Genomic DNA, 26,637 nt, shown 5'->3' with positions numbered 1-26,637 from the left:
GTTTAACATGACTGTCAACTTCAAGTTTGAGGGCTAAGCTGAGTACGCCATCCGCACATCGCCAGTTCGGACCAATGCCCTCGATATATGCGGGTCTGATCATTGCTCTCATCGCCGCGGTGCTCATCAGCATCTGCGTCGGTTATCGCGTCTATGGCCTTGACCAAGTCTGGCAGGCCATTGTCGCCTATGACGGCTCGGAAACTGCCGTCGTCATTGCCAATTTACGTCTCCCGCGCGCCTTGATCGCGCCACTGGTTGGGGCTGGGCTGGGCATCGCCGGCGTCCTCGTCCAGACGCTGTCTCGAAACCGCATTGCCTCGCCTGACACCTTGGGGCTGAATGCCGGGGCGTCCTTGGGCGTCGTCATTGCGAGTTTCTGGTTCGGTGTTGGGTCGCTGACCGGGCTATCAATCGCGGCCGCCATGGGTGCGCTGGCAACAAGCGTGCTGGTATTTGCAATTGCTACTAGCGCGGGCGGTCTGTCGCCCATTCGGATCGTTCTGATCGGGGTGACCTTTGCGGGCCTCGGGCACTCGCTTGTTGAAGTAGTCCTGAGCACCAATGAGGCGCAGCTCTCTCAACTTCTGTTCTGGCTTTCTGGCGCCTTCGTTGATCGCCCAATCGCCTTGGTGCAGACCGGTGCTCCCATCATTGCCCTGGGCGCGGTGCTTGCCATTGTGTTGGCGCGCCCGCTTGATGCTTTGCAGGCTGACGACTCGACAGCTACGGGACTCGGAGTCCCCTTGTTTGCCGTGCGTGGCTTGAGCTTTTTGGCGGTGTCGCTGTTGACGGGCGCTTCAGTATCGATGGCTGGCCCGGTGGGCTTTATCGGCCTTGTCGTTCCGCACATTGCCCGTTGGCTGGTCGGCTTGAGCCATCGTCGTCTCATTCCAGCGGCAGCGCTGATTGGCGCCATCTACGCCACCACAGCTGATGTGGTCGCCCGCTTTGTTGTCTATCCCACAGAAGCGCCGGTCGGGGCGATCACTGCTGTTGTCGGCGGAATTGCGCTGCTGGTTTTGTTGAAGCGGAGAGCCGCATGACCCCTTCGTCTTCGGCTGTGACCCAGTATCGAAATGCGATGAGCCTCGTGGCCATCATCGCCGTCTTCGTCCTGCTGTCCCTCAGCGCTGTTGCCTTTGGCTCAACCTGGATCGCCTTTGATAAAATCATCGGCGTAATTCTCGGCGTTGGCGAGAAGACGCAGAACATCATTGTATTGCAATTGCGCCTCCCGCGCGTCGTCATGGCCATTTTGGCTGGTGGCGGCATGGCGGTCTCCGGGTTTCTTCTGCAAAAGGTCACGCGCAATAGCCTAGCGTCGCCCGGTGTGTTGGGCGTTATTGACGGCTCTGCCCTAGGCGTTGTGCTGTTTCTGGCGCTGCTCTCCAACGAGTCCAATGCGCTGGTCACCTCCATTGCCTATCAGCCTGTTGCGGCCGCAATCGGCGCGTTTTTGGCGATCACGCTCGTATTCACCTTATCGGGACGCCAGGCCTCATCGGCGATCCGGCTTCTGCTGTTCGGCATTGCCGTTGCGGCGGTTGCTAAGGCCCTCACCGTCATTTTCATGCTGATCGGGCCGATCTATCGCGCCACCCAAGCCCAGCGATGGCTGGCTGGCGCGGTCAACGAGGTGAACTGGGGGGAAATCCAGATCACCGCGATTGCCCTACTGCCCATCATGATTTTAGTGCTGCTGGCCGCACGGCGTCTGCCACCTGCTGATCTCGATGAAGTTTCGGCGCGTTCCGTCGGGCTCAACCTGCCGGTCTTTCGCATCGTCATTTTCGCGCTCGCCGCGAGCCTGACCGCTCTCTCGGTCGCCTTTGTTGGCGCTGTCGGCTTCATCGGCCTTATGGCGCCGCATCTGGCGCGCTTGCTGGTTGGGCGCAATGTCTATGCCGGTATTGTCGCCAGCTTCCTGCTCGGCGCTATTTTCCTCGTCGGTGCCGACATGATCGTGCGGGTTCTGTTCTCGCCGATTGAGGTGCCCGCGGGCACTGTGACCGCCATTATTGGCGCTCCCTATTTCTTATTCCTGCTGATGGGCAAGCAACGCAATGACGGATAAATCCTGCTCCCGCATCGATGTGCGCGATCTCAGCCTTTCCTATGGCAAGGTCAATGTGCTGCAGTCTTTGTCGCTGCCTATTGAGCGCGGTAAAATTACCGTTCTGGCCGGGCCAAATGGGTGTGGCAAGTCCACTCTGCTCCGCGCTATTCGCCGCCTGCATAAGCCCACCTCTGGTGGTATTTTCCTCGAAGAGCTCGACATTTCTCGGCTGGGCGAGAAGGCGCTGGCGCGACAGATCGGCCTTTTGGCCCAAAGCCCGTCCGCGCCGGAAGACATGACGGTTGAGGAACTGGTTCGGCTGGGCCGCTATCCGCACCAATCCATGCTGCAACCGTGGAGCCGCGATGATGCGTCGGCACTGGAAAGCTCCATGGCAGGGACGGGCGTCACCGCCTTGCGCGATCGCCGCATCGGGTCGCTCTCTGGCGGTCAGTTGCAACGCGTCTGGATCGCGATGGTCTTGGCGCAACAGACGGACGTCGTTTGCCTCGATGAGCCGGTCAACCACTTGGACATGGCCCATCAGCTCGATTGCCTCGATCTCGTGCGGGAGCTCAAGGAGGGGTTCGGGCGCACTGTTGTGCTGGTGCTGCATGATCTCAATCTGGCGGCGCGCTATGCCGATCATCTGGTGTTTTTGCGCGATGGCGCCATTGCGGCCAGCGGATCGCCGGAAGATCTGATGACCGAAGACACCATTGCGCGCGTGTTTGACGTCCGTGCCCGTGTCATCACCGATCCTGTGCACCAGCGTCCCTTGTGCATTCCGCTGAGCACCGTCAGGGCCGCCGAATAGCGCTTTCACGCGCTAGGTCCTGCGTGGTGCTCCCGCTTTTTGTAGAGCGACGTTGGGCGGATTTAGGGAATTCTGACAAGTTGATCCCGCCTGCAGAGGCGTGATGATCTCTCCATGTCAGGCTTTGTGTACATACTTGCCGATACGCGCCGTGGCCGCACCTATATCGGCGTGACCAATGATCTCCAGCGCCTTGTGTATGAGCATCGCGAAGGGCTCGTGCCGGGATAGGCCAAGAAAAACAATATCAAGCGCTTGGTGTATTTTGAGGAGCATGGAGAAATCCCCGATGCGAGCCAGCGGGAGACATCACTCAAGCGATGGTATCGCGCGTGGAAGGAAGCGCTGATTGAACTGGATAACCCCGAGTGGCGCGATCTCTGGGATGAGATCTGGGACTAGGCCTGGTCATGCCTTTTCTCACTCAATCCCCGCGCGTCGTCCTCGGGCTTGACCCGAAGAGACTGTACTTTTGGATGGCTCGGCAAGTGCAGAGCCCTCGGGTCAAGCCCGAGGGTGGCGGCTGGTGGGGGCTAATGTACCAGCCCCATCCGGCTCTCCCTACTGGACAGTTCTTCGCGACCGCGCGGCCTGTGGGGGGATAAGGTTTCTTCGGGGAGCTATTGGCTAATGCGCTGCGCGATCGCTCTGTCAATTAGTGCACGGATGGTTGAGTCGACGTTCTTAAAGCGACAAATGTGCCCAAACCGCACTGCGCCCATGCTTTCAAATATTCGGCCGAAGACTTCGTCAGCAAAGCTGCTGGTGATCAATCTGACATTCTCGAAATCGAACTCTACTGGAATGGAGAAGGATTCCGTTAGCATTTCGATTTTTGCGTGCGCTAACTTACCCGCTTCTCTGCTGCCAAACGCTTTCAGTTCAATTGCAACCTTGAATTGGATAGTTTCGCCGTCGATTTGGTAGAAGCGATCGATGAAATCGTGTGCCGGAACATGACGTTTTCCTCCGAATACAAGGGCACGTTCCAACAGTTTTTCATAGTCATAGCCTATCGACGCTCTTACGAAAGTTCCAGGAAACGGAATTGTGCCCTCTGTGACCGGTAGTTCACCTGGCCTAGCGCGGAGCGATACCATGCCGGATGTAATGTCAAAGTCACCGTTGCTTACCTCGCAGCATTTAAAGGTTCCGAATAACCCGTTCCCTTGATTAGTCTGCTTGTTTCTGGTTACTCCTTCTTCAATTGCAGAGCGTAAGGCGCTAGTGTCATTCGTAATATCTTGGCGGCCGCTTCGTAGACTGCGCGGAATTGTCATACCTGCGTCGCAAACGTAAAATTCCACGCGTCGTCTATTCGGGAAGTTGACTACTTGCATTATCCCGCCAACAGCTGAATTGGCGTGGTTTAGCACGTTGTCAGTTATTTCATTGAGCGCCCATTCCAGAGCTTGTAGGCCAGATCGATTGACCCCTTCTAGCGAATTGATCATGACGCCAATGCTGTCATCAACGGCTCTAAATTGCTCGTCAGGATTAAGATATTGCCTAGCAGACATGTGCAGCTGATCAGCCCCTTTGGCCTCATAGCTCTCTGGCGAAATGAGGTGAGCCCAATTAGTGTTGCTGACGTGCAATGCACTTTTCTTCGTGCTTGGCATCACGATCTCAAAGTTGACGTTCTCTCTCCGGTAGTTTCGAGAAATGGTTACTAGTGGAATCATGAAAGAGGGTGACAAATACCCTGCATTCTCGAAGTCCAATATTATGTCAGAGTATCCTTGTTTGGTGATTAGGTTGTGTAGCGCCGCCGCGGTAGGGAGTGGGTCATGCCCAGTGTCGCTAGTAAAATATATACGGTTGCCATCCGAATGCATGGTACTTCCAAATTACTTAAGTGTAATTGATTGATGCCAGTAATTTGCAAGAATGTCATCGGAGTCGGTGTGCTTAATTTGTTGTTCAACTACACCCCGTCGTCGTTCCGCACGTGTCACACTTCAAACACGTCCCATTCCTCACCATCGTAAAGTTGTGGCACTCGGTGCATTGGTCGCCGGTGTAGCCCTTCATTTGAGCTTCGGCGCGGAGGAGCCCCGTGTCCTTTGAGGGCGGCGGGGCTGGGAGGGGGGAGAGTTCGGCGGCGTTGAGCGCTGTTGGGCTCGGCTCAATTTTGAGGGCCGTGCCAGAGCGCAGGGCGGTCACCGTGCTGGTGTTGGTGCCCGAGGGTGACAGTCGGGAGATCTCGGCTGTCGGGACGAGCATGAGTGACGTGTTCGCCGTGCGGCCGCGGGTCATGCCGCGCGAGACAAATTGTGCCGCAGGAACGGGTGTTGGGGCCGTGCGGGCGTCGTGGTCTTCGGCGACGCCTTTGCCCAGCGCCGTGGGCGTGTCGGGGTTAACATGCGCGAGGTCGTCGCGGTCGAGGTAAGACACGGCCAGCTCGCGGAAGACGTAGTCGAGAATGGATGTAGCGTTCTTGATGCGGTCATTGCCTTGGACCATGCCGGCCGGCTCGAAGCGGGTGAAGGTGAAGGCCTCCACATACTCATCGAGCGGCACGCCATATTGCAGGCCCAGAGAAATGGCGATGGCAAAATTGTTCATCATGGCGCGGAAGGCGGCGCCTTCCTTGTGCATGTCGATAAAAATTTCGCCCAAGCGACCATCGTCATATTCGCCCGTGCGGACATAGACCTTGTGGCCGCCGACGACAGCCTTTTGGGTGTAGCCCTTGCGGCGGTCAGGCATTTTCTCGCGTTCACGCAGGCGCTCGACGATTTTTTCGACGATGACTTCGGTGCGCGCGGCGGCGGGCATGGCGGCGAAGGTTTCGACCACGTCGTCTTCATCGTCATTATCATTGGCGAGAAGCGAGGCATTGAGCGGCTGGCTCAGCTTGGAGCCGTCGCGATAGAGCGCATTGGCTTTCAGCCCCAAACGCCAGGACTGCATATAGGCGTTTTTCGTGTCCTCGACCGTCGCGTCATTGGGCATGTTGATGGTCTTGGAAATCGCCCCGGTAATGAAGGGCTGGGCGGCGGCCATCATCAATATGTGGCTGTCCACGGACAGGTAACGCTTGCCGATTTTTCCGCAGGGGGTGGCGCAATCAAAGACCGGCAGGTGTTCGGCCTTGATGTGCGGCGCGCCTTCGAGCGTCATGGCTCCGCACACATGGGTGTTCGCGGCTTCAATCTCGGCCTTGGAAAAGCCAAGGAAGGACAGAAGCTCAAAGCTTGGATCGGCCAGCTGGGCGTCGGTAACCCCAAGGGTTTTGAGAAAGTCGACCCCAAGCGTCCATTGGTTGAAGACGAACTTGATGTCGAATGCCGACTTGAGCGCGCCGTTGAGGGCCTCAATCTTGTCCTCAGTAAAACCCTTAGCGTTCAAGCTGGCCGGGTTGATGGCCGGGGCTTGGTTGAGATTGCCGTGGCCGACGGCATAGGCTTCCATCTCCGCGATCTGGCTTTCGGAATAGCCTAGGGTCCGCAGGGCCGGGGGCACGGCGCGGTTGATGATTTTAAAATAACCGCCACCCGCGAGTTTTTTGAATTTTACCAGCGCAAAATCGGGCTCAATGCCGGTGGTGTCGCAATCCATCACGAGGCCAATGGTGCCCGTGGGTGCGATCACGGAGACCTGCGCATTGCGGAAACCGTGCTCACTGCCCAAGGCGAGCGCGTCGTCCCAGGCTTGCTTGGCGCGCGCGGCGAGCGTGGCGTCAGAGAGGTTGGCGTGGTCGAGGGCGACTGGCGCGATAGAAAGGCCTTCGTAGCCGGCGGTTTGACCGTGAGCGGCGCGACGGTGATTGCGGATGACGCGCAGCATATGCGCGGCATTGCGGGGATAATCGGCGAAGGGGCCAAGCTCCTTGGCCATTTCGGCGGAGGTGGCGTAGCTGACCCCGGTCATGACGGCGGTGATGGCCCCGGTGATGGCGCGGCCGGTGGCGCTGTCATAGGGAATGCCGGAGGTCATGAGATAGCCGCCGATATTGGCGTAGCCAATGCCGAGCGTGCGGTATTCGAAAGAGCGGGTGGCAATGGCGCGCGAGGGGAACTGCGCCATCATCACCGAGATTTCGAGCACAATGGTCCAGAGGCGGACAGTATGCTCAAAGGCTTCGGTGTCAAAACTGCCGTCGGCCTGACGATAGGGCAGCAGGTTGACCGAGCAGAGATTGCAGGCCGTGTCGTCGAGGAACATGTATTCCGAGCACGGATTGGAAGCCGTGATTGGGCCTGCAGCGGGGGACGTGTGCCACTCATTGATGGTCGTGTGAAATTGCAGCCCCGGATCAGCCGAAGCCCAGGCGGCGTGGCCGATCTGATCCCAGAGATCGCGCGCCTTTAGCGTCTTGAAGGTGCTGCCATCGCGGCGACCGGTGAGGGCAAAATCCGCGTCGGCTTCGACCGCGTGCAGAAACGCGTCGGTGACGCGAACGGAATTGTTCGAGTTTTGACCCGAAACAGTCAGATAGGCTTCGCTGTCCCAATCGGTGTCGTAGACCGGGAAGTCGATGTCGGTAAAACCTTGGCGGGCGAATTGGATGACGCGGAAAATGTAGTTTTCCGGCACCAGCGCCTTTTTGGCGGCGCGGACCTCACGCTTGAGGGCTGGGTTTTTGCTGACGTCAAAGCAGTCATCGCCCACTCCGCCTTCGCAATTGATGGCAGCCTTCATGACGGCCTTCAAATGCTTGGAAACGGTTTTCGAGCCGGTCACCAGAGCGGCGACCTTTTGCTCCTCTTTCACCTTCCAATTGATGAACTCTTCGATGTCGGGATGATCGATATCGACAACGACCATTTTGGCGGCGCGTCGTGTGGTGCCGCCCGATTTGATCGCGCCCGCAGCGCGGTCGCCGATTTTGAGAAAGCTCATCAGCCCGGAGGACTTGCCGCCGCCCGAGAGTTTTTCGCCAGAGCCGCGCAGGGCGGAAAAATTGGTGCCGGTACCCGAGCCGTATTTGAAAAGGCGCGCTTCGCGGACCCAAAGGTCCATGATGCCATTCTCGTTGACGAGATCATCGTCGACCGACTGGATAAAGCAGGCGTGGGGCTGCGGGTGCTCATAGGCCGAGGTGGAGGCCGTCAGTTCATGGGTGAAGGGATCGACATAGTAGTGGCCCTGACCGGGCCCATCGATGCCATAGGCCCAGTGCAGGCCCGTGTTGAACCATTGCGGCGAGTTCGGCGCAACGCGCTGGGTGGCGAGCATGTAGCACAGCTCGTCATAAAAGGCGCGGGCGTCGTCCTCGGTGTCGAAATAGCCGCCCTTAAAACCCCAATAGGTCCATGTGCCCGCAAGACGATCAAACACCTGCCGGCTGTCGCGCTCACAGCCGTAGCGCTGATCTGCGGGGAGCTGGGCGAGGGCGGCTTCATCGGGCACAGAGCGCCAAAGCCAGGAGGGAACCGCGTTCTCTTCGACTTTTCTGAGCGCCGCCGGCACGCCCGCCTTGCGACAGTATTTCTGGGCGATGATGTCGGTCGCCACCTGAGACCAAGTCTCGGGAATGGCGATATCTTCGAGCTTGAAGACGGTCGAGCCATTGGGATTGCGGATCTCGCTGGTGGCAGCGCGAAACGCGATATTGGCGTAGCGATCAGAGGTGGCGGTCGTAAAGCGGCGGGTGATGCGCATTTTCGGTCTCTGGGCTCGGGTGAGTGTGCTCGGCATGCACACAGGTGTTGAGGCCATGAGAAGCCCGATCCCTGTACGAGTCGAGACGCAAATTTGAGATTTCGATCACACTATCCCTAGTGGTGCATTTGGGTTTAATCTCAAAATCTAGTATTTTATATGGATATAGCCCCTGCGCTTCACAAGCCGTCGCACTCGTTAATTGGGCGCTGCGGGGAGGGTAGTGATGTTTGAGGTTTTGACGCTAAAGGGTGAAAGCACTTGCGGTTTTCAGGTTCGGGTCAAATCCCTGAATCAGCCATGGTCAATGTCAAGCGCAAGAAAATGGTCAATGGGCACGGTTGAGTATGACGGGGATAGAAAAAGCCCTGTGGTGGGTCCGATTGTCGCAAGAAAGAATTGGATCGGGGGGCGGGCCATGCTAAACCGCCCAGAGTATTGACGACCAATTCTTCTGGAATCGACAAGTGGCCCAGTCCGGTATCAAGCAATTCCTGAGTGAAATCTTCGCGTGGTGGGGTGGCAACACCTGGGGCACGCGCCTTTGGATCAAGCGCTTTGGCGAATATGTGGGCTCGGATGAGTTCGGTAATCGCTATTATCAGGATCGCAAGGCGAGCCGTCGGTATGTTACCTATGCGGGTGGCTTTGCTGACGCTTCGGCGATTCCGCCCGGTTGGCATGGCTGGATGCATCACCGCACCGACGAGGTGCCAAGTGGCGCAAACTATCAGCCGCGCGCTTGGGAAAAGCCGCATCAGAAGAACCTCACCGGCACTGCCGCTGCTTACCGTCCGGAAGGCAGCTTGTTGAAGTCCGGTGAACGTCCGCAGGTTACCGGCGACTACCAGGCGTGGTCGCCCGAATAAGGGTTTTGGGCTTGCCCTTTCTCCGTCGTCTCATTTCTCGGTCGCTGCTGGCAGCGACCGTTTTCGCTTTTTCGGCCCCCGCATATGCGCAGCCGATTGCCAATCCGGTCGCGACCTTTGCCGGGCTCGACAAAATTACCGGTCGCATTACCCGTTTTGACGTTTTCATCGATGAGACGGTGCTGTTTGGCGCGCTCGAGATGACGCCACGCGCTTGCTACAATCGCTCGAGCTCCGACACGGTGCAGCGCACTTCGGCTTTCCTTGAAGTCGACCAGCGCAGCCTTGATGGCTCGGCGGAACGGATTTTCACCGGCTGGATGTTCGCCGATAGCCCGGCGCTTAACGCGGTTGATCATGCGGTTTATGACGTGTGGCTGATCGAGTGTAAGACCTCGACAGACGTGCCGCCGCCCTCGAGCAGATAGTCTAGCTTTTGCCTCGGTTTGAGAGGCATACTTGCCCATCAGTGTTTGATGGGGAGTGAAATGCTGACTGAACCCAAAATTGTCGAGCGCGAAGCGCTGACTTTCGCGTTTATGCGCGTGGTTGTACCTCAGCCTGAGATTGGCCGTGTCGCGCCGCCGCTTGTCGATCAGCTTATTGCTTGGATTGAAGAGATGGGTGGGACCGTCGCCGGCCGATCCTTCTTCAACTACCCGCGCTGTTACTCAGATGGCGGCATGGAAGTGATCGTTGGCGTACCGACGACCACCATGATGACGCCATCAGGGGAGGTGAGCACGGCAATCTTGCCCGCCGGGCGCTACGCCTCCCTGCACGCCAATGTCGACTATCACAAGTTGTATGATGCCAATCGGGTCTTGGGCGAGTGGGTTGAACGGGAAGGCTTGGAGCTTGATGGTCGGCGCGACGGGCAGGGCTCGTGGAGCGATAGCACGCGGCTAGAGATTTATCACCTCGACCCCGGCGAGCATCCCAGCGGAATGCCAGTGACCGAGATCGCTTTTCGGTTAATGCGTTGAGTCAGTAAAGCTCGTCTAGTGTGTTGTAAAAGCGAAACTTTTCTGCGTTCCATTCGACCCCGTAAAGGTCGAGAAAGGGCCGGACGTGCTCTTGGCCGACATTGTAAGCGATGGAGCGGCAGGCAATTGAAAGGTCTTGCCACACATCGGCCGTTCCCAGGCGGGTGCAATCGACCATGCCGGAAAAGCGCTCGTCGTCGCTCAGAATATTGGGGGCTGAAGGATCGCCGTGGGTGACGATCAGCTCACTCTCTGTGGGTCTATTAACGTTGAGCCAAGCGATCACGTCCTCCGCCGTGGAACCGATCCAGTCCTGATCGAAATCGCTTTCGTCAACGAGCTTTGCCGCAGCGCGTTGGGTGCCGAGAGCGATGCGAGCCTCGATGGAGTGATCGAAGGGGCATTGGCGCGGGTCTAGCGCATGCATGCGCTTGAGGCCCTGCGAATAGGCGCGGATGAACAATTCGGGTTTGTCGCGCAAGTGCGTCAGGTCTGAACCGGGCACGGCGCTCATCAGCAGCCAGACGCGGTCGGCGCTTTGTTCGGCGTCGATGACGCGCGGGGATTTGAAGCCCATTTTGGTGAGCCAGTTCAGCCGCTCGATCTCGCCGGGGAGTTCGGCGAGAGGGTGGTTGGCTTCCGATTTCAGGAAAACAGAATTGCCGTCGCGAAGCGCGATTTGCCAAACCGCAGCGGCAGACTTGCCGATGGTAATCTTCTGCCACTCGAGGTCTTTGAGAGGCGCAAAGCTCTCAGGCAGGTCGGTCGGTTTGCTCATCTATCTCTTCCCATGCCCACCAATCTCCCATGTGTTCGAGAGATTTAGCCAAGCGTTCCTCATAGTCCTCGCGTGGTATCTCAATTCCCCCGAGCGAGGCTAGATGTGGCGTGAGGAATTGGGTGTCGAGGAGAACAAAATTTCCCGCGCGGAGCCGGTCCACGAGATGGGCCATAGCCGCTTTTGAAGCGTCGGTTTGGCGATGGAACATGCTCTCGCCGAAAAAGGCGCCGCCAATGGCGAGACCATAAAGTCCACCAACCAGTTGCTCGCCGTCCCAGACCTCAACCGTATGGGCAATGCCGCGCTCAAACAGCTCGCCATAGACGGAGCGAATGGTGGAGTTGATCCAAGTGGAGTTGCGGTCTTTGCCGACAGTGGAACAACCGTCCAAAATGCCGTCCCAATCACTATCGACGCGAATGGTCCAGCCGGACTTCCGGATGGTTTTGCGCAGGGATTTGGAGGCGTGGAAATTCTCGAGCGGGATGATGCCGCGCTCTTCGGGAGACACCCAAAAGACGTTCTCGTCGGTAGCATCTTCCGCCATCGGAAATATGCCCGAGCAATAGGCGCGGATGATCAGTTCTGGAGTGAGTTCGATGTCGAACGGGTCTTGAGGGTCGGTCATGGGAATATGATAAGGGGCGCTTGCGCGCCCCTCAAATGATTAGACCTTGTTCTCAGCCAAGAACTTTTCCAGCCAATGGATGTCGTAGTTGCCGTTTTGAATATCGGCTTCCTTGATCAGGCGCTGGAAGAGCGGGAGGGTGGTCTTGACGCCATCGATGACGAACTCGTCGACCGCACGGCGCAGACGTTGCAGGCATTCTTCGCGGGTGCGACCGTAAACGATCAGCTTTCCGATCAGCGAGTCATAATAGGGCGGGATCTTGTAGCCCTGGTAGACGGCGCTATCGACGCGCACACCAACGCCACCAGCGGGGTGGTAGAAGGTGATCGTGCCGGGTGACGGCGCAAAGGTCTGCGGATCTTCGGCGTTGATACGCACTTCGATCGCATGGCCAGTGAACTTGACCTGATCCTGCGTCATCGAGAGCTTTTCGCCCGAAGCAACGCGGATCTGTTCGTACACGAGGTCGATGCCGGTGATGCGTTCTGTGACCGGATGTTCCACCTGCAGGCGGGTGTTCATTTCAATGAAATAGAACTCGCCGTTTTCGTAGAGGAACTCGATCGTGCCAGCACCGGAGTATTTGAGCTTGCGCATAGCGGCAGCACAAATTTCACCGATCTCGTCACGTTCTTCCGGCTTGATGGTTGGACCACCAGCTTCTTCCCAGACCTTCTGGTGGCGACGCTGGAGCGAGCAATCGCGCACGCCGAGGTGCACGGCGTTGCCCTGACCGTCGCCCAGGATCTGGACTTCGATGTGGCGTGGCTTGCCCAGGTACTTTTCCATGTACACAGAGTCATTGCCGAACGCGGCCTTGGCTTCCGAGCGGGCAGTGGACCAAGCGACAAGGAGGTCAGCTTCAGTCTGCGCCACCTTCATGCCACGACCACCGCCACCAGCGGTTGCCTTGATCAGGACCGGATAGCCGATGCGACGTGCATCTTCGAGGGCCTGTTCTTCGGTTTCCACGGCACCGGCAGAACCCGGAACAACTGGAATGCCAAGCTCAACAGCGGTCTTCTTCGCGGTGATCTTGTCGCCCATGATTTCGATATGGTGCGACGAGGGGCCGATGAAGGTTACGTTGTGCTCGGAGAGGATCTTGGCGAAGCGCGCGTTTTCCGAAAGGAAACCATAGCCCGGGTGCACAGCGTCGGCGCCAGTGATCTCACATGCAGCCATGATGGCCGGAATGTTGAGATAGCTGTCCTTGGCGGCGTTCGGGCCGATACAGACGCTTTCGTCCGCAAGGCGAACGTGCATGGCATTGGCGTCAGCCGTGGAGTGAACCGCCACGGTCTGAATACCCAACTCCTTACACGCGCGCAGAATGCGCAGCGCGATTTCACCGCGATTGGCGATCAGGACTTTCTGGAACATGGTCGCCCCCTTACTCGATGACGACGAGCGGCTCGCCATATTCAACGGGCTGAGCATCCTCGACCAGAATGCGGGTGATGGTGCCGGAGCGGTGTGCTGGGATCTGGTTCATGGTCTTCATCGCTTCGATGATGAGGACGGTCTGACCTTCAGAAACCTTGGTGCCGATAGCAGCGAATGCTGGCTTGCCTGGCTCTGGAGCCAAGTAAGCAGTGCCAACCATTGGCGAGGTCAGCGTACCTGGGTTCGATGCCAGATCTTCTGCCTTCGGCGCAGCGGCTGGGACGGAGCCAGCAGGCGCTGCCGGTGCAGCAGCGGCCGGAGCTGGCGCTGCGTACTGGATCGGCGCCTGAGCATAGACGGGAGCTTCGTTCGGATAGGAACGGGTTACGCGGATGCGCATTTCGTCCTGTTCGATTTCGATCTCAGCAAGGTTTTCCTTGTTGAGGAGTTCGGCGATGGCGCGGATCAGATCCTGATCCACTGACGATGACTTGGTCATTCTTGTCGGTCTCCCGCTTCTCGCGTTGAAGCGTTATTTGAGTTTGTCGGCCAAGGCCATGAGGGCCAGTTTATATCCAAGTGCGCCAAAGCCGCAAATAACGCCGAAAGCCACCGACGACACATAGGAATGATGTCGGAAACTTTCGCGCTGATGGATATTGCTCAAGTGAACTTCAGCCACCGGAAGGGCCACGGCGCGTAAGGCATCGTGGATGGCGACTGAGGTGTGGGAATAAGCGGCTGGGTTTATCAAAATGCCGTCGGCCGTTTTCCGGGCATCTTGAATCCAGGTGACCAGCTCACCTTCGTGGTTAGACTGACGAAAATCGATAGCTATGCCCGCGTCTTTTGCAGTCGCGAGACAAAGGTTCTCAATGTCTTTGAGAGTTTCCGAGCCATAGGTCCCCGGCTCGCGCGTGCCGAGCAGGTTGAGGTTCGGGCCATTGAGGACAAGAACGCGTTTCGTCATGATCTTAGTCTTGTGCATTGCCATTCATAGTCGCTGCAAGGGCGGTTATACGAAATGCACCGAAAACGCCAAGGAAAACGGCGTTGGCCGGTTTTAAACACACTGTGCCTTACCGCATTCGCGCATGTTTGCAATTCGTTCCCGCAATGCATCGACGCCTATGGCGCCAGGGATGATTTCATTGCCGATGATATAAGCAGGTGTTCCCGAAATACCCAATGCTTGGGCAACCTTATAGGAATCCTGCAGGACTGTGGCGACGCTCTCGTCCTTCATGCGAAGTTCGAGGTCGACGGGCGACAGGCCAAGGCCACGGGCTGCGGCAATGGCCGTATCTTTGGTCACTTTACCGCGGGCAGTGTAGAGCGCCTCGTGGAAGGTCCAGTAGTCGGCATCCGACTCGGCAACGAGAACGCCAATACGGGCCGCATCGACGGAATCGTCCGAAAGGATTGGAAGCTCTTTGAGGATGACGCGCAAATTGGGATCTTCGGCCATCAGCGTCACGAGGTCAGGCATGGCCTTGCGGCAGTAGCCGCAATTGTAGTCGAAGAACTCGACCAGCGTGACGTCGCCATCGGGATTGCCGAGCACCACTTGATTGGGGGCGTTGTAGATAAGGTCCGCATTGGCCGCGAGCCCTTCTTCGGCCTTGGCCATGGCCTCGGTACGCTCAGTGGCTTCCAAATTCGCCACCATGCGGCGCAGAACCGTGGGGTTTTGCATCAGATAATCTTCAATCATCGGATTGAGGAAACTGGCGTCGAGCGGCGGCGGCGAGAGAACTTGTGGCGCGGGCAGGGCGTCGGCCAGCTTGGCGGTGACAACACTCTCGACCACGGCGCGCAGCTCGGCCTCTGGAAGAGCCGCAGCGGGACGATCAATGACGGCCCAGCCCAAGGCTCCAGCCAAAACACCAGCGAGAGCGGTGAGAGTAATCGTCGTCCTAGCCATGGATGTTCCTCAGGGCGCTGATTCAGTTCACTGCTTTTAGCAGAGGAGTATGGTGATGCGTACCCATGATGGCGAAGTGAAGGTCAAGTCGATCATTTCGGTTGAAGCGGTGTTCGGGGCGGGCTAGCACCAGTGTAATTTCTGGAGGCCTCATGACTTCGACTGCTGCTGACGGGCTAATGCCGTTCTTCGCCATGGATATTCTCAAGCAGGCCAAGCTGCTTGAAGGGCAGGGACGCACAGTCTGCCATTTGGAAGTTGGCGAACCGGGATCGGCCCCTGCGCCAGCCGTGCGCGCGGCTGTGGCCAAGGCCGTCGAAAATCCGCAGGGCTATACCAATGCTAAGGGCTTGCTTGAGCTGCGCGAAGGGCTTGCCGCCTATTACCAGCGCAATCACGGCGTCGCAGTTGATCCTGAACTGATCCTGGCGACCATGGGCTCTTCGGCAGGTTTTATTCTGGCCTTCCACACGGCCTTCAAGCCCGGCGCACGCATTGCCATCACCCGTCCCGGCTATCCGGCCTATATCAATACCTTGTTTGGCTTGGGCTTCGGTATAGCCGAAATCCCGCTCACAGCCGAGAACGGCTGGCGGTTGACTGGTGCGGATATTGAGGCCGCCTATGCGCGCGAAAAATTTGACGGTCTGCTGTTTGCCAGCCCGGCCAATCCGACCGGCGCATCCGTGTCGCGTGAGCAATTGGCCGAAATCATCGCCACCTGCGAAAAGCTGGGCGTTACCCTGATCTCCGATGAGATCTACCACGGCCTCGACTACACCGGGCCAAGCGTTAGCGCCTTGGAACTCACGCAGAACGCCATTATTATCAATAGCTTCTCAAAATACTATTGCATGACGGGTTGGCGCATTGGCTGGATGGTCATGCCCGAGGCGCTCGTGCGTCGCGCTGAAATTTTGCAGCAAAACCTCTTCATTTCCGCGCCGACCCTCAGCCAGATTGCGGCAACCGTCGCCCTTGGCGAAGTCGACTATTCCGAAGAGCAGAAGGCGGGTTATGCGGCAACGCGCGATGTTCTGTTCAATGGGCTCCGCGAGATCGGCTTCTCGCTGCCGCATGACAGCGACGGCGCGTTTTACGCTTATGCGGGCATTGAGAAATTCTCCAATAACTCGCTGGAATTCTGCGAGAAAATGCTCGACGCCATTGGTGTTGCGGCAACGCCGGGGATCGATTTTGACCGTGTCGACGGCAATCGCTTCGTTCGGTTCAGCTTTGCTGGCACCCGCGCCAGTGTCGAGGAGGCACTTGTGCGGATGCGGACCTATTTGAAGTGAGGAGGGGCGCGTGGCTATACCCACAATCGAAACAGAACGACTGATCCTGCGGGAGCCGCGGGCCGAGGATTTTGCGGCCTATGCCGAGTTGATGGCGTCTGAGCGAGCCGAGTTCATGGGCGGACCATTCGACAAGAAGGCTGCCTGGGGCATGTTCTGTCACGGCCTAGCGCTGTGGCAGATGTATGGGCATGGCTCGTTGATGATCGAGCTCAAATCCACCGGCCAATGCATCGGCGAGTTGGGCATCAATGCCGGTCCGTTTTATCCGGAAAAAGAGCTCGGCTGGATGCTTTACGACGGGCACGAGGGGCAGGGCTATGCCTTTGAGGCGGCGCTGGCGTTCCGCTCTTGGGCCTTTGATGCCCTCAAGCTGCCGGACCTCGTAAGCTATATCGATGACCGCAATGCGGGCTCGATTAAGCTCGTCGAGCGCATGGGGGCGGTGCGTGACGATAACTGCGTAAGGCAAGATCCTGAGGACGTTGTTTATCGCCATTATAATCAAGGACTTACAGCCTAAATTGAAACAGCTCGCTGAATGTTTCGACATTCTGGCGGGCTGAGCCTCCTCACGTGCTTTAGCGAGATTGGAACTTTTTTAGCGCAACAGTCTTTCTCTATCGGATCTGCGACAGCCCATTGGATCTAGCCAAAGTGCTACAAGTGGTGCCGACGATGCTGGGAAACTGTAAGGCGATCATTGTGGCCAATGAAGCCCACGGTCGCGTCGAGCTTATGCAATTGGCGCGGAAGATGGGCTTCGGCCAAGTTGTTTCCCACGACACTGTCGATGGCGGCTCTGATGATGAGCCCTTGGTGGTCTTCTTCCTTGTTCACTACAACATTAGCGTCGCGGCTAAACAGCGCCTCTTGGCGCAATTGCGGGTATCAAGCTTGGACCAGGTCCGCTTTGCCCCCATCATCACCTTCCTTCCCGACGGCCCGAGCGAAGACGTCCTCGCCCATATCGAAATGGGTTTTGACGATGTCATTAGCTTGCCGGAAAATCAGCACATTCTGCAGTCGCGTCTAACCTCGCAGATTGGCAATGATCAGCTCTATATCGAAACGGCCAATTATCTCGGCCCGGACCGGCGCCGTATGGAGCCCAGTGGGCACCAGTACTCCGGGCGGCGGCAGGGGAATTTCGACCATAGCCGGCTTACGATCCATCGCTCTGTGAAAGAGGGGATAGCGGTCGTCCGGCGCGAAGTCTTTTTATCCGCCGCACCAATTGGGCAAAGGGCATAAAGAAAGGGCGGTCCGAAGACCGCCCTTTATGTTTTAGTTCAGGCCTAGGCGGCGCTGCCACCAACCGACCTTCTTCTTTTCGCCGGGCGCTTCGGCGTTCTCAACTTCTGGCGCTGCTGCCTCAGAAGGCGCGGACGAAGTGACAACCAGACCTTCTGGCGGCAGTTCCTTCTTCACGCGTGGCTTGCGCTTCGGCTTGTCAGAGTCCGCTGGGGCTTCTGCAGCGGACGCGGCGACAACGGGCGCGGCCTCGACTGCGCTCGCATCGGCTGCTGGCGCAGCATCAGCGGCGTCGGCCTTTGGCTTGCGCGCACGAGATTTGCGCTTTGGCTTTTCAGCCGGTTCTGCTTCGGCGGCGGCCGGAGCGGCTGTCTCAGCTGGGGTCGCATCGACCGGAGTGGTTTCTGCTGGTGCAGACTCTTCGGTTTCCGTGACCTTCTTGCGGCGCGTGCGCTTTGGCTTTGCCTGAGCTTCGCTAGCAGCAGGCGTCGCAGGTTCAGCGTGTGGTGCTGAGGCAGCGACTTCGAGGACTGGCGTCGGTTCAGAAGCGGTATCTGCTTCTGGTGCGATGTCAGCTTCAACCGTGCTCACTTCTGCAGCAACAGCTTCGCCGATGGCCTGTGCGGCTTCAGCTTCACCGTCACGACGGTTGCGGCGACCACCACGGCGGCCACGGCGACGGCGGCGGCGGGTTTCGCTATCCGCGTCATCGGCTGCGTCCGCTTCAGATGGTGTCGCTTCCGATGCGTCAGCATCTTCGCTTTCTTCACCATCGTCATTGGCCGCAACCTGTTGCGCCGCAGGATTGCTGTCGCCATTGCGTTCGCCACGTTCACCGCGACGGCGGCGACGACGACGGCGGCGATTATTGCCTTCGCCTTCTTCGGTGTCGGCAGCCTTGGCCGGGGTTTCTTCTTCTTCGTCGTCGCTTTCAGCTTCGGCGACGTCTTCGTCCGCTGCGTCTTCGATGACGGCGCTGTCGACACGCACGTGCGCTGCTGCGCGCTGATCGACATAGGACGCGACGCGGGTTTCGCCCTTTTCGATGGCGAACTGGTGGCCGGTCATCTTGCCATCAGCCGTAATGGTGATGGAGAGATTGTTGCGGGCTTCCAGCAGCGTGAGTGTGTCACGCTTGTAGTTCAGAATGTAGAGAGCGACTTCGACCGGAACGCGGACATTGATCGACTGGCCAGGCTTGCGCATGACGTGTTCTTCAATGTGGCGCATGATCATCAGCGCTAGGCTTTCGGTCGAACGAACCAGACCCGTGCCATCGCAGATTGGGCACTTGTGGGTCGAGCTTTCAACAACACCAAAGCGGATGCGCTGACGGCTCATTTCCATGAGGCCAAAGTGCGAAATGCGGCCAACCTGAATGCGCGCGCGATCGTCCTTGAGGGCGTCCTTAAGACGGCGCTCAACAGCACGGTTCGAGCGGTTTTCCATCATATCGATAAAGTCGATAACGATGAGACCGGCAAGGTCGCGCAGACGCAGCTGGCGCGCCACTTCGTCGGAGGCTTCCAGATTGGTCTGGAGAGCGGTGTCTTCGATGTTGTGCTCTTTGGTCGAACGACCCGAGTTCACGTCGATGGAGACGAGCGCTTCGGTCGGGTTGATAACGATGTAGCCGCCGGAGGGCAGGGTGACGACCGGAGAGAACATCTGGTCGAGCTGGGCTTCAACGCCGTACTTGGAGAACAGCGGCTGATCATCCTTGTAGAGCATCACGTTCTTAGCGTGGCTCGGCATGATCATTGCCATGAAGTCCTTGGCTTCGCGGAAGGCAGCGTCGCCGGCCACGAGAACTTCATCGATCTCCTTGTTATAGAGGTCACGAATGGTACGCTTGATCAGCGAACCTTCTTCGTACACGAGGCATGGCGCTTCGCTCTCTAGGGTCAGCGTGCGGACGCTTTCCCACAGGCGCATCAAATATTCAAAGTCGCGCTTCACTTCAGCCTTGGTGCGCGAAGCACCGGCTGTGCGAAGGATGACGCCCATGCCCTGTGGCACCTCGAGATCGGAGGTGATCTCCTTGAGGCGCTTGCGGTCAGCAGCGTTGGTAATCTTGCGCGAAATACCACCACCACGGGCGGTGTTTGGCATCAGCACCGAATAACGGCCAGCAAGCGAGAGGTAGGTGGTGAGAGCAGCGCCCTTATTGCCGCGCTCTTCTTTGACCACCTGAACCAGCATGACCTGGCGGCGCTTGATAACTTCTTGAATCTTATACTGATGACGGCGCTGATGGCTGGAGCGACGACGCTCTGGCACTTCTTCAAGCGCGTCTGCGCCGCCGATGGACTCGACTGGCTCAGTGTTGGCTGGGGCCTGCTCAATGTGGCTGGCATCGCCTTCGGAGTCTGCGTCGGCTTCAGCCGAGGTTTCTGTTTCAGAAACAGCTTCAGCCGCTGGCGCGGCTTCTTCGACGTGTTCGTCTTCGCTGGTCTCTTCATCGAGCAGCAGGGCTTCGCGATCGGCTACCGGGATCTGGTAGTAATCGGGGTGGATTTCGCTGAACGCGAGGAAGCCGTGGCGATTGCCACCATATTCAACAAAGGCTGCCTGCAGGCTGGGTTCAACCCGAGTAACCTTGGCTAGATAAATATTGCCGCGCAGCTGGCGGCGGGTTGCCGATTCGAAATCGAACTCTTCGAGACGGTTTCCCTCAGTGACTACAATCCGGGTTTCTTCGGGGTGGATGGCATCCACCAGCATTCTCTTGGTCGCCATAATAAGCTCCGCGCACCCGCGCGCCGACAGAGACACGCCGTGAGATAGGCTGTCTGCATGTAGCGCGTTGCGGGGCGAATGGGTTGAGTTTGGTAATGCGCGAACCTCTCACGTTCGGCGCAGTTGTATTGATGGCAAAGGCTGGCTCACTGGGCGAAAGGGGACGGCAATCGACTTCTTCGATCGCGTCGCGCTGTTCTCGCCTGAGGGCCATATGACCTCTTCCTGTTAGGCCGCTACGTCAGTGCAGCAGGCCGTCCGGCTATTGGTACAAGCCGAAATTCTTCAACTGAAAGCGCAACCGCAACGTCCGTCTCCGACCACAGAGAGTGCTAGGGCACTCAGAACTAGTCGCGAAACACGCGCGCTTTCATCCTTAGCGTGTAAGAAAGTTGGGACCGATTAGCAACAAGAAAGTCGAAACGCCCTTCCGTCATGGCATTGTCATGGGCATCGGTTGGCGCAGCGAACAAATCATCGCATAAGGCTCGTTCTATGCCGAAGAATCGCCGCAAGCGCGGTGCATTTGGGTGTCAAATCAGTGCGAGGCAAGGTCCAGTTTTGACCAGAGCTATTTTTAAGCGTGTCATAGGTTTGATCGTCGTTTTGGGTGGGCTGTGCGGGCCTGCTTTGGCGCAAAGTGCTGCCTTACCAAACGTCATAGATGCACGAGTGACGATCACGCCCGAGCGGGCGCGCCTTGTGATTGATCTGGCTGCAAAGACCGAATTCGCATTCGTTTCTCTCGATGAACCTAATCGCTTGGCCGTGGACGTACGGGCACGGACCTTCACGGTTCAAGAGACCGAAGGGGAGCCTGCGGGCGAGGGTTTTGTCACCCGTTTCGCCATTGAACAGGCGGCAGGCGACCGTGTTCGCACAGTGCTGAGTCTCTCGGCTCCGGCACAGGTGCAGCAGGCTTATGTCCTTGAACCCTATGACGGACAACCCGCTCGCCTAGTCGTCGACATCATTCCTGCGACACCCGAAGAGTTCGCCGCCAATGTGGCGCGCGATAAGCAAATCTCCGCGGCGACCAGCGAATCGACACCCGCGGGCGGCTCCGAGCTGCCCATCGCCACGCGCCCCCTGGTGGTCATTGACCCCGGTCATGGTGGTATTGATAGCGGCGCCGAAGCCCCGGGCGGCTTCCGCGAAAAGGACATTGTCCTGGCGTTTTCGCTCAAGCTGCAAGAATTGCTGGTGCAATCGGGACGCTTTGACGTGGCGCTTACGCGTCAGGACGACAGCTATTTGCGCCTCGAAGAGCGCGTTGCCCTAGCGCGCGCCAACAAGGCTGATCTCTTCGTTTCGATCCACGCCGATAGTTTCCAGCAGCCCGAAATTCGCGGCGCGAGCATCTACACGCGCGACGAGCGGGCGACCGACATTCTCGACAAAGTTCTCGCCGACAATGAAAACACGTCTGATGTGATCGCGGGCTTTGTCATGCCTCAGGTGATGGCGCCGGAGGTGGTGGACATTCTGGTCGACCTGATGCGCCGCGAAATGCGGGCGCAGTCCTTTGCGGCGGCACAGGCCATCGTGCATTCGCTGGAGCCAAGCGTGCAACTGCGACGTTTTCCTGTGCGACAGGCGGACTTCTTTGTGTTGCAAGCCCCGGATGTGCCTTCGGTATTGGTGGAATTGGGTTATATGTCCAACCCCGCAGACGTAACCAACCTAACGCAATCGAGCTGGCGCGATCGCACCGCAGAAGCCATTGCGCGCGGAATTTCGACCTATTTCGATAGTTTGGATGAAGAGGCCCAGTGACGTCTTCCGACTCAGGGCGTGTGGGATAATGTTTTGCGGGTAATCCGCGTTTGGAGTGTCTGACGGGATGTTTCGTCTACTCGGCTGGCTGTTCGGTTTTGGAATGTTCCTCGCTCTCGGTGGCGTGGGCGCAGCGGCCGTGTATCTGTCCACTGTGACGGCCGAACTGCCCGATTATACTGTCCTCAAGGACTATCAGCCGCCGGTAACGACGCGAGTTCATGCGGCCGACGGTACGCTCTTGGCTGAATATGCGCGCGAGCGCCGGTTGTTCCAGCCGATTGAAACTGTTCCGCCGCTGCTGATTGAAGCCTTCCTCTCGGCGGAAGACAAAGATTTTTACAGCCACAACGGCATAGCGCTCGACGGCATTATCCGTGCGCTGCGTGACAACGTTCTGGCGCGTATGGATGGCAATAGCTCCATTCAGGGTGGTGGCTCTTCGATCACCCAACAGGTGGCGAAGAATTTCCTTCTGACTTCCGAACAGACGTGGGACCGCAAGCTGCAAGAAGCCTTGCTGGCTATTCGTATCGAAAGCACCTTCACTAAGGACAAAATCCTCGAGCTTTACTTGAACGAGATTTTCCTTGGTTTGAACTCCTATGGCGTGGCCGCTGCAGCGCTCAATTATTTTGATAAGGCGCTCTATCAGCTAACCCTGCCGGAAGCCGCATACATCGCTGCACTGCCCAAAGGCCCGAATAATTACCACCCCTTCCGTCGCCCGCAGGCCGCTATTGAGCGCCGCAATTGGGTGATCGATCGCATGGTCGAAAACGGCTATGTCGCGCCCGCCGAGGCTGCACAGGCCAAAGAAGAAGCGCTCAACGTTATTCCGCGCGCCTCAGGCAGCCAGCTCTATTCGGCTGAGTATTTTACCGAGGATGTGCGCCGCGAGCTGGCCAAGCTCTACGGCGAAGACCAGCTTTATGGTGGTGGCCTCTCGGTGCGCACCACGCTCGAGCCCCGTCTGCAAGAATATGCGCGTCGCGCCTTGATGGATGGCCTCATCCAATTTGACCAGCAACGCGGGTTCCGCGAGCCTGTGGCCTCGGTTGATCTCAGCGAGGACTGGGGCTTGGCGGTCTCGGCCATTAAGCCACTCAGTGACGTGCCAGAATGGCAGCTCGCAGTTGTGCTGGAAGCCAATGGCAATGAGCTGACAATTGGCCTGCGTCCCGAAAGCGACGCGGACGGCAAGCCCGGTGTTGACCGTTTGACCGGGACACTATCGGGCGGCGACGTGCGCTGGGTCTCCAAGCGCCTCGACAGCATTCTTGCGGTTGGTGACGTGATCTATGTGTCGCCGGTCGCCGGTAAGTCTGGCTCCTATACCCTTCAGCAAGTGCCTGAAATTGAAGGCGCATTGGTGGCGATGGATCCGCGCACGGGCCGTGTTCAGGCCATGGTGGGTGGCTTCTCCTTCTCCGAAAGCGAGTTCAACCGCGCGACCCAAGCCCTGCGTCAGCCGGGCTCCTCCTTTAAGCCAATCGTTTATGCAGCGGCGCTCGATAATGGCTATACGCCGGCCTCCATCGTCCTCGATGCGCCGATTGAAATGCGCATGGCAGACGGGTCCGTATGGCGGCCTGAAAACGCCTCCCAGCAGTTCTATGGCCCGCAGACCCTGCGTCGCGGTATCGAGCGCTCGCGAAACGTGATGACAGTGCGTCTGGCGCGTGAAATCGGCATGCCGCTGGTTGCGGATTATGCCAAGCTATTCGGCGTTTACGACACCATGCAGCCAGTGCTCTCCATGGCCTTGGGCGCGGGCGAAACCACGGCGATGCGCATGACTTCGGCCTATGCCACCATGGCCAATGGTGGTCGCAAAATTCAGCCGACACTCATCGACCGTATTCAGGATCGCTACGGCAAAACCGTCTACCGACACGATCAGCGGATTTGTGAAGGCTGCAATGCCGAAGCGTGGAACGGGCAGGGCGAACCCCGCATCATCGATACCCGTCAGCAGGTTCTTGATCCGATGACTGCCTATCAGATCACGTCGATGATGGAAGGCGTCGTACAGCGCGGTACTGGTACGGCCGCCGCGCGGCTCAATCGTCCAGTAGCGGGCAAGACCGGCACCACCAATGATTACAAGGACGCCTGGTTCGTTGGTTTCACGCCGGAATTGGCCGTGGGCGTCTACATTGGCTATGACACGCCGCGCTCCATGGGCTCGGCTGGCTCGGGCGCGGGCATGGCCGTTCCCGTTTTCGCTGGCTTTATGGCGAATGCCTTGGAAGGCAAGCCTGCCACGCCGTTTAACGTGCCGACCGGTATGGATCGCGTACGCATCAATCCCGATACCGGGACAGCCGCCTATGAAGGCGAAAGTGGCATTGCTGAAGCCTTTAAGCCCGGAACGGGGCCGAATCTGATGACCTCGGTAATCGGCGTGGGGCACGCCGCTAACGATGCGCTGGTGCGCGATCAGATCCTGCAGCAGCAATACAACGGCGGCATCGTCCCGCCCCAGCCCGAGCCTGAGCCGCAACCGCGCCGCACCTTGTTCGGCTGGTAAGGCGAGGGGATAAAATCTGTGCGTAGGTGTTGAACCGCAGGAAAAACGCACAGAATCTGTTGCGTAGCAAAATGGCTTACGGTAACACCCTAAGCGTGCCCCTCTGGCGGAATGGTAGACGCGCTTGACTCAAAATCAAGTATCGAGAGGTGTGCCGGTTCGAGTCCGGCGGGGGGCACCATCTTTTCCTGACATGTCTGCACGCTGAATACCGCTCGTATAGTTCGGGCTGTTTTGTGGCGATCTACACGGTGTCGCGCATCTAACATTGCGATGCGCATTTTTCTATATAAGCAAAGTGCCTGAAACACTTGCCGTCAGCGAGGTGAGTAGCTTGTTGCCTTGCATTACCGCACATAGCGATAATTCTAGGTTGCTGTGAGATGCGCTGCCGTACTAGGCGGCGCTGTCGCAGTTGATCTGAACGGTGAACTGGCGTCCTATTTCAGTCAGTTGCCGGGGCGATAGAGCAATATCGGGGGATTCTGACGGAGCCTTTACCCGGAATATGCTGAGGTAGTCCGAAAGCACTTCGCTTTTTATGGCAAAGCCTACATTTGGGGCCGTGGTTCCCATCGCCTCCAATAGTGCCTCATCGCTAATTTTGGCCACGGCGACGCCTATAACCTTTCCAAATTCGTCCAGCAGCGGACCGCCAGAGTTTCCGGGCTGAATGCCAACGTTGGTGGTAAACCATCGCGGTTCGCCGCCGAGGCCATTTTGTGCTGAGACAATACCTGTACCGATAGTGAGAGTGGAATCCATTATGGTTGATAGTGGAAAGCCCAACGCTAAGACGCTTTCCCCTAATTCCCCTGGTGTTGAGCGGATCTCTGCGACGGGATGCTCTACGATTTTGTCGAGTTGTAGTACGGCCAAATCAAGATCTTCGTCGCTAGTGATGACCCGTGCGCTGCCGTATCCCGCTACCGTTAGCGTTTCACACTGGTCGATGACATGGTTGTTAGTGACAAGGACGCCTCGCTCGGCGACAAAGAATCCGCTGCCGGATGACGCCCCTCTAGTCACTGCATTCTGGGGCGGTGTGCCAGCGGATTGAGGTGCGCTTTGTCCGCGCCTGTCCTCGTTCTTTGCGTCGTACTCTTCGGGAACAAAGGGTAGAGCGTATGACGCAAGGAAAGTCGCGACCATGGCTGCAACTCCGTTAACTTGCGGTTCCCAGTCCATGGAGAAGCCAACACTCGCACCTGGTGTATTGTAGATGTAGGTGTAGAAACGTTTCGTGCCGCGGCTACCAGAAACGACAAACCTAGAACTATCAATTGTTTTGTAGCTGATAGATCGTCCCGGTCCCGAGGAAAGGGTCTCATATAGACTGAGATATGGCTCAACCGCATGAGACTTGCTGATTGTCTCCATTATAATTGTGCGGTCGTACGAGGAGTAGGACGTCCCTCGTTTCGTTTCCCCGATTTCTGGAAGAAGTGTTTTGGGGAGTAGCATGGTCATGCCGCCCCGAACGTCAATAACTTCGTCAAATCCAAATTGCTGATAGATGGCTGCCGCGTCTTCAAGCAGACGATCTTGTTGTGTTGTACTTAGAACTCCAGACGACGTCTCACCTAAAGATCGCTGGAAGTTTGATAGGGCTTGATATGTGAACCTGCCGAACTCTCCATCCGCCAATCCACTGTAATGGCCAATTAGCATGAGATTAGATTGGAGTAGTCGTCGATCTTCGCTCGTATGCTGGTTGAACCAACGTTGGCTTAACCCAAAATCTGCCAGAGCTGCAGTCGCAGTGAAAACTGAAGCGATAGCTATTAGTGTGACGCGTAGTCTTTGCTTAGATTTTATTTTGAGCATGGAGATCCCCTAATGGCAATAATTGCAGCGGGGGGTTGAGAGATCAAGTGGTCGTTGCTCGTATAGTATCATCTGTGCAGGGTGTTGTTTTCGTGGGAGGAGGTTTTTGGGCCGCTCCACTTACCTATGCAGCACGCCCTGCATAGG

21 protein-coding genes, 1 tRNA gene and 1 pseudogene are annotated in these 26,637 nt (G+C 57.7%); 13 read left to right on the top strand and 10 right to left on the bottom strand.

The features are described from left to right. The first annotated feature begins 74 nt into the window (after positions 1-74). From JHC09_RS08490 to JHC09_RS08475, 4 genes and pseudogenes are all read left to right on the top strand, one after another. Positions 75-1,046 carry an iron ABC transporter permease gene (locus JHC09_RS08490; protein ID WP_210338125.1) on the top strand — a complete coding sequence of 324 codons (972 nt, stop codon included), beginning with the start codon at positions 75-77 and terminating at the stop codon, positions 1,044-1,046. Further along, the gene (locus JHC09_RS08485; protein WP_199531587.1) at positions 1,043-2,077 is read left to right on the top strand and encodes an iron ABC transporter permease; all 1,035 of its coding nucleotides are present in this window, start codon (positions 1,043-1,045) and stop codon (positions 2,075-2,077) included. The genes JHC09_RS08490 and JHC09_RS08485 overlap by 4 nt, the downstream gene beginning before the upstream one ends. After that, complete coding sequence (locus tag JHC09_RS08480; RefSeq protein WP_199531586.1) at positions 2,067-2,876, top strand: ABC transporter ATP-binding protein; 810 nt, start codon at positions 2,067-2,069, stop codon at positions 2,874-2,876. Before JHC09_RS08485 ends, JHC09_RS08480 begins: the two co-directional genes overlap by 11 nt. A gap of 114 nt (positions 2,877-2,990) precedes the next feature. Continuing rightward, positions 2,991-3,278, top strand: a pseudogene (locus JHC09_RS08475) (GIY-YIG nuclease family protein). 218 nt (positions 3,279-3,496) lie between these two features. Here JHC09_RS08475 and JHC09_RS08470 read toward each other — a convergent pair. Further along, positions 3,497-4,600, bottom strand: coding sequence for an STAS-like domain-containing protein (locus JHC09_RS08470; RefSeq protein WP_199531585.1), 1,104 nt, complete (start codon positions 4,598-4,600; stop codon positions 3,497-3,499). A gap of 199 nt (positions 4,601-4,799) precedes the next feature. After that, positions 4,800-8,486, bottom strand: coding sequence for a vitamin B12-dependent ribonucleotide reductase (locus JHC09_RS08465; RefSeq protein WP_199531584.1), 3,687 nt, complete (start codon positions 8,484-8,486; stop codon positions 4,800-4,802). A gap of 482 nt (positions 8,487-8,968) precedes the next feature. Here JHC09_RS08465 and JHC09_RS08460 point away from each other — a divergent pair, with 482 nt between their 5' ends. Genes JHC09_RS08460 through JHC09_RS08450 form a run of 3 tightly spaced genes read left to right on the top strand, consistent with a single transcriptional unit; the run spans position 8,969 to position 10,341 of the window. Then, positions 8,969-9,355 (top strand): NADH:ubiquinone oxidoreductase subunit NDUFA12, encoded by a 387-nt coding sequence (locus tag JHC09_RS08460; RefSeq protein WP_199531672.1) that lies wholly within the window; start codon positions 8,969-8,971, stop codon positions 9,353-9,355. Between the two features lie 44 nt (positions 9,356-9,399). After that, on the top strand, positions 9,400-9,783 hold the full coding sequence (locus JHC09_RS08455) for a DUF2155 domain-containing protein (protein ID WP_248308945.1): 384 nt from the start codon (positions 9,400-9,402) through the stop codon (positions 9,781-9,783). Between the two features lie 60 nt (positions 9,784-9,843). Further along, entirely contained in the window at positions 9,844-10,341 is a 498-nt protein-coding gene (locus JHC09_RS08450) for a GyrI-like domain-containing protein (RefSeq protein ID WP_199531582.1), read from the top strand. 1 nt (position 10,342) lies between these two features. Here the strand turns inward: JHC09_RS08450 and JHC09_RS08445 are convergent, their stop codons facing one another. The 6 genes from JHC09_RS08445 to JHC09_RS08420 form a co-directional block, all read right to left on the bottom strand. Then, complete coding sequence (locus JHC09_RS08445) at positions 10,343-11,119, bottom strand: APH(3') family aminoglycoside O-phosphotransferase (RefSeq protein ID WP_199531581.1); 777 nt, start codon at positions 11,117-11,119, stop codon at positions 10,343-10,345. Then, positions 11,094-11,750, bottom strand: a complete 657-nt coding sequence (aat, locus tag JHC09_RS08440; RefSeq protein ID WP_199531580.1) for a leucyl/phenylalanyl-tRNA--protein transferase — start codon at positions 11,748-11,750, stop codon at positions 11,094-11,096. The genes JHC09_RS08445 and aat overlap by 26 nt, the downstream gene beginning before the upstream one ends. A gap of 39 nt (positions 11,751-11,789) precedes the next feature. Then, positions 11,790-13,136, bottom strand: coding sequence for an acetyl-CoA carboxylase biotin carboxylase subunit (gene accC / locus JHC09_RS08435; protein WP_169193769.1), 1,347 nt, complete (start codon positions 13,134-13,136; stop codon positions 11,790-11,792). Positions 13,137-13,146: 10 nt separating this feature from the next. Further along, complete coding sequence (gene accB / locus JHC09_RS08430) at positions 13,147-13,638, bottom strand: acetyl-CoA carboxylase biotin carboxyl carrier protein (protein ID WP_169193770.1); 492 nt, start codon at positions 13,636-13,638, stop codon at positions 13,147-13,149. A gap of 33 nt (positions 13,639-13,671) precedes the next feature. Further along, positions 13,672-14,109 carry a type II 3-dehydroquinate dehydratase gene (aroQ, locus tag JHC09_RS08425; RefSeq protein ID WP_182395835.1) on the bottom strand — a complete coding sequence of 146 codons (438 nt, stop codon included), beginning with the start codon at positions 14,107-14,109 and terminating at the stop codon, positions 13,672-13,674. 93 nt (positions 14,110-14,202) lie between these two features. Further along, a complete protein-coding gene (locus tag JHC09_RS08420; RefSeq protein WP_199531579.1) occupies positions 14,203-15,063 on the bottom strand; it encodes a DsbA family protein in 861 nt (286 codons plus the stop codon). 152 nt (positions 15,064-15,215) lie between these two features. Between JHC09_RS08420 and JHC09_RS08415 the strand changes: the two genes are divergently transcribed. From JHC09_RS08415 to JHC09_RS08405, 3 genes are all read left to right on the top strand, one after another. Then, the gene (locus JHC09_RS08415) at positions 15,216-16,361 is read left to right on the top strand and encodes an aminotransferase class I/II-fold pyridoxal phosphate-dependent enzyme (RefSeq protein ID WP_248308937.1); all 1,146 of its coding nucleotides are present in this window, start codon (positions 15,216-15,218) and stop codon (positions 16,359-16,361) included. 10 nt (positions 16,362-16,371) lie between these two features. Beyond that, positions 16,372-16,884, top strand: a complete 513-nt coding sequence (locus JHC09_RS08410) for a GNAT family N-acetyltransferase (RefSeq protein ID WP_199531578.1) — start codon at positions 16,372-16,374, stop codon at positions 16,882-16,884. A gap of 155 nt (positions 16,885-17,039) precedes the next feature. Then, a complete protein-coding gene (locus JHC09_RS08405; RefSeq protein WP_199531577.1) occupies positions 17,040-17,615 on the top strand; it encodes a hypothetical protein in 576 nt (191 codons plus the stop codon). 33 nt (positions 17,616-17,648) lie between these two features. Here the strand turns inward: JHC09_RS08405 and JHC09_RS08400 are convergent, their stop codons facing one another. Further along, the gene (locus tag JHC09_RS08400) at positions 17,649-20,354 is read right to left on the bottom strand and encodes a ribonuclease E/G (protein ID WP_199531576.1); all 2,706 of its coding nucleotides are present in this window, start codon (positions 20,352-20,354) and stop codon (positions 17,649-17,651) included. A gap of 672 nt (positions 20,355-21,026) precedes the next feature. Between JHC09_RS08400 and JHC09_RS08395 the strand changes: the two genes are divergently transcribed. The 3 genes from JHC09_RS08395 to JHC09_RS08385 all read left to right on the top strand — a co-directional run bounded on the left by JHC09_RS08395 (position 21,027) and on the right by JHC09_RS08385 (position 24,844). Further along, positions 21,027-22,130 (top strand): N-acetylmuramoyl-L-alanine amidase, encoded by a 1,104-nt coding sequence (locus JHC09_RS08395; RefSeq protein WP_199531575.1) that lies wholly within the window; start codon positions 21,027-21,029, stop codon positions 22,128-22,130. A 67-nt stretch (positions 22,131-22,197) separates the two neighbouring features. After that, positions 22,198-24,663 carry a penicillin-binding protein 1A gene (locus JHC09_RS08390; protein WP_199531574.1) on the top strand — a complete coding sequence of 822 codons (2,466 nt, stop codon included), beginning with the start codon at positions 22,198-22,200 and terminating at the stop codon, positions 24,661-24,663. A gap of 97 nt (positions 24,664-24,760) precedes the next feature. Further along, a tRNA-Leu gene (locus JHC09_RS08385) sits at positions 24,761-24,844 on the top strand. Positions 24,845-25,059: 215 nt separating this feature from the next. On the opposite strand, the gene JHC09_RS08380 is transcribed toward JHC09_RS08385, so the two are convergent. Further along, complete coding sequence (locus JHC09_RS08380; RefSeq protein ID WP_199531573.1) at positions 25,060-26,490, bottom strand: trypsin-like peptidase domain-containing protein; 1,431 nt, start codon at positions 26,488-26,490, stop codon at positions 25,060-25,062. Between the last annotated feature and the right edge of the window lie 147 nt (positions 26,491-26,637).

It is taken from the genome of Devosia sp. MC532, from assembly GCF_016461625.1.
Taxonomy (GTDB): Bacteria; Pseudomonadota; Alphaproteobacteria; order Rhizobiales; family Devosiaceae; genus Devosia.
The sequence above is the reverse complement of the archived record's forward strand: the minus strand, read 5'-3'. Positions and strand labels throughout refer to the sequence as shown.

Coding starts and splice junctions, on each gene's coding strand:
- JHC09_RS08450 (WP_199531582.1), top strand. CDS start 9,844: ATGCTGACTGAACCCAAAATTGTCGAGCGCGAAGCGCTGACTTTCGCG.
- JHC09_RS08420 (WP_199531579.1), bottom strand. CDS start 15,063: ATGGCTAGGACGACGATTACTCTCACCGCTCTCGCTGGTGTTTTGGCT.
- aroQ (WP_182395835.1), bottom strand. CDS start 14,109: ATGACGAAACGCGTTCTTGTCCTCAATGGCCCGAACCTCAACCTGCTC.
- JHC09_RS08400 (WP_199531576.1), bottom strand. CDS start 20,354: ATGGCGACCAAGAGAATGCTGGTGGATGCCATCCACCCCGAAGAAACC.
- JHC09_RS08390 (WP_199531574.1), top strand. CDS start 22,198: ATGTTTCGTCTACTCGGCTGGCTGTTCGGTTTTGGAATGTTCCTCGCT.
- accB (WP_169193770.1), bottom strand. CDS start 13,638: ATGACCAAGTCATCGTCAGTGGATCAGGATCTGATCCGCGCCATCGCC.
- JHC09_RS08405 (WP_199531577.1), top strand. CDS start 17,040: ATGCTGGGAAACTGTAAGGCGATCATTGTGGCCAATGAAGCCCACGGT.
- JHC09_RS08480 (WP_199531586.1), top strand. CDS start 2,067: ATGACGGATAAATCCTGCTCCCGCATCGATGTGCGCGATCTCAGCCTT.
- aat (WP_199531580.1), bottom strand. CDS start 11,750: ATGACCGACCCTCAAGACCCGTTCGACATCGAACTCACTCCAGAACTG.
- accC (WP_169193769.1), bottom strand. CDS start 13,136: ATGTTCCAGAAAGTCCTGATCGCCAATCGCGGTGAAATCGCGCTGCGC.
- JHC09_RS08415 (WP_248308937.1), top strand. CDS start 15,216: ATGACTTCGACTGCTGCTGACGGGCTAATGCCGTTCTTCGCCATGGAT.
- JHC09_RS08485 (WP_199531587.1), top strand. CDS start 1,043: ATGACCCCTTCGTCTTCGGCTGTGACCCAGTATCGAAATGCGATGAGC.
- JHC09_RS08490 (WP_210338125.1), top strand. CDS start 75: ATGCCCTCGATATATGCGGGTCTGATCATTGCTCTCATCGCCGCGGTG.
- JHC09_RS08380 (WP_199531573.1), bottom strand. CDS start 26,490: ATGCTCAAAATAAAATCTAAGCAAAGACTACGCGTCACACTAATAGCT.
- JHC09_RS08465 (WP_199531584.1), bottom strand. CDS start 8,486: ATGCGCATCACCCGCCGCTTTACGACCGCCACCTCTGATCGCTACGCC.
- JHC09_RS08445 (WP_199531581.1), bottom strand. CDS start 11,119: ATGAGCAAACCGACCGACCTGCCTGAGAGCTTTGCGCCTCTCAAAGAC.